General features: G+C 64.4%; 3 protein-coding genes. All 3 read left to right on the plus strand.

The genetic code is table 11. The features are described from left to right. Positions 1–41: 41 nt before the first annotated feature. Entirely contained in the window at positions 42–737 is a 696-nt protein-coding gene (locus HRF45_13775) for a hypothetical protein (protein ID MEP0767590.1), read from the plus strand. 134 nt (positions 738–871) lie between these two features. After that, entirely contained in the window at positions 872–1,861 is a 990-nt protein-coding gene (locus tag HRF45_13780) for a hypothetical protein (protein MEP0767591.1), read from the plus strand. Continuing rightward, on the plus strand, positions 1,858–2,650 hold a 793-nt coding region (locus tag HRF45_13785), incomplete at its 3' end, for a hypothetical protein (GenBank protein ID MEP0767592.1). The genes HRF45_13780 and HRF45_13785, both read left to right, overlap by 4 nt.

Below are 2,650 nucleotides of genomic sequence, written 5' to 3' on the forward strand. Positions count from 1 at the left end.
ACCCGCCACCTCCTCCGCTGCTGAGCCCGCGAGCGAAGCACATGCTGGGCGCCATCCTCCTCACCTTCCTGATCGGCGCGGCGGCGGTGGGTCTCCTCCTCGGCGCCGTGCTGGGAGTGCAGAAGTGGTACGAGGGCCGCCTCTCCGAGCAGCACGATATGGAATTGGCCGCCCAACTGTCCGTAGCGGAAGAACTGGCACGCCGTGACGCGGCTGCCGCGTACCAAGTGTTAACCGACCTGGAACAGCGGGCGCGGACGAAGGAGTTCGTGCAGCTTGTCCGTCGGAGCCGAGCGGTCGCTGCCGAGCTGGAGGGCAAGCGGCTGCTGCGGGTGGGCGCCGTGCAAGCTGCGGCAGAGTGGTTTGCCCAGGCGGTCGCGGACGACCCGACCAACCCTGCATACCGCACCGATCTCGGTCGCCTATATGAGACAGTCGCGCAGGGGCTGCGGAGCCGATCTGAGCAACGGGAAGTCCTGATCACCGCTGCTGAACACTGGCAAGTCGCGAGCGACCTATCGCGGCGTCTCGGGCAAACTCAGGTTGCCCAGTCCTATGCCAACCATGCGGCCGAGCTCATGCTTGCCGTTGGCGTGTCGTTCGAGGCTGACGGGATGGTGCAAGAGGGAGCGAGGGCCTACCAGTTCGCCTACAGTGCGGCATCCTACGGCAGCGCCGTGCGTGAGCAGGCTAGGCGAGCGCTCGACCGGGTGCTGTCTACTGGTCTGAGCCGGTAGCGCTGTAGAGGAAAAGTCGATCCCGAGGGCGTACCTTGACCCAGATGATGACGAAAGATAGCCCGATGCTTTCACCTGAAGCGGAAGCCATCCGTACACACCTGCTGGAGCAGTCCGAATCGGAGATCGATTCGATGATACGCTGGCAGGTGGCGGAGGCCCGCTCAGACCCACAACTCGCCGCCGACCTGCACGCCGCGCTAGGCTCCTTGGACACCGGTGCCGACACCCCGAAAGCCCTTCGGAAAGCTGCGCGCAAGGCCCGCTTCCTGCTGGAGCAAGCTGGCCTCGTCTCGCGCGCGGAGACTCCGCCTGCTGTAGAGGCAGTCGTGAAGACCCCGCCCACGTGGCGCGCGTGGCTCACTTCGGCAGACGGCAGCGGTACCACGGGCCTGTTCCTCGCTCGGTCGGATAAGCCCCTCACCTACAGACTCCTCGAGGTGCACGTGCAGGAAGGCAGAGGGATTACCCTCGCCGACGAGCGCACTTACTCGACACACGACCTCGACGGCTTCGTCAAACAACTGGAAACCGACATCGAGCCGCTGGTGCTTGCCGAGGTGTCGCCGGATTACATCAAACACCGGATGGCGGTTGCCGCGCGGAAGACGCGTGAAGCAGGCCTGCGCACGCCCAACGTAATGGCTTACTGGGGGTCGGTCATGGAAGGGGCGGACGTTCCGATGGAACACCCGGCGGAGCAGTTGGTCCGGCTGCCCGAAAACCACAAACCGGCAGAGGAGACGATGGCGCTAATGCCGACAATCGGGTGGCAGTACGACCTGCCGAGGCTTCGGCGAGCTATTGAGATGCTGGCGGAGGTGATGGACAGCAAACTGGCCGTCGAGGAGCACGTCAAGGAGCAGAGGATCGAAGAAGCCGAGCGAAGAGCGGCACGGGAACTGTTCGATGAGGACACGGCCGAGCGACACCGTCAGCGATTGTTGGATCTGGCTCTCGTACTGCATCTCAAGGACATGGGCTCTGCGGCCCAATCCTGCATGGCGGCGGCTCAGCAGATAGAGCGCGAGGGGAGCGACTGCGGCTATGCGCTGGCTTTCCTGCGGCGGTCGTTGGCCTACCAAGCAGCCGCGGAGCGCAGGAGGCGAGAGGAGCGAAGATGATACTGACAGCTCTCGTGATAGGGGTAGCCTTGGCCCAAGCGGCTCGAGGGCCATGGGAGATACCGCTGGTGCCTTTCGGGGGGAAGAAGTCCGAGACGCGCGATAATCGCGTGTTCGCAATCAACGCCGCCCTCAACGAGGGCGCCGAGCTGAAGCTCGCTCTGGACACGAATGTGGGCACGATCGTGGTCACCGAGTCGGCCGCAGAGCGTGCTGGCTTGAAGCTGGGGTCCGCCATCTCGATGGATTGGGCGGGTGGAGAGAAGATAAGAGCCAAATGGATTCGCGGCTTCCGCGTCACGGCGGGCAAGTTCTCGGGGCAGGCCGCGTACGGGCTGGCGGCTCCTGATGACGCTGTAACCAAGCTGCATCCGCTGGACGGGGTGATCGGGCTTAGCTTCCTTCAGAACTTTCGCTGGAGCGTGGACCCCAAGCGCGACCTGCTGATCCTGACCGACCCCGACACGGTCTCCGGGCCACCCTTGGGCGATGCCATCTCCTTTGTAACCGACCGGGGAAAGGGCATCGAGATCAAGGTGACCATCGGTGGGAAGAGTAAGGAGTTCGTGGCGCACACGGGGCTGAGCGACGTATTCGTGGACACGGAACTCGCCAAGGAGCTGGGGCTGACTGCCGCCGGGCCGGTGCTGGAGGACGCTCCCGTGCCCTACATGGTGGGGCCGAAGGTGACGCTGCAGATGGGAACGGTGAAGGTCCCCGACGTGCAGGTGTTCATCGCGCAGAAGCAGGGCTGGCGTCACATCGGCCAGTCCGTGTGGAACCGCTTCA

Source organism: Fimbriimonadia bacterium (genome assembly GCA_039961735.1).
Classification (GTDB): domain Bacteria; phylum Armatimonadota; class Fimbriimonadia; order Fimbriimonadales; family JABRVX01; genus JABRVX01.

Bases quoted from the DNA above. Each gene is read 5' to 3' on its own strand.
- HRF45_13775 (MEP0767590.1), top strand. From the start codon at position 42: ATGCTGGGCGCCATCCTCCTCACCTTCCTGATCGGCGCGGCGGCGGTG.
- HRF45_13780 (MEP0767591.1), top strand. From the start codon at position 872: ATGATACGCTGGCAGGTGGCGGAGGCCCGCTCAGACCCACAACTCGCC.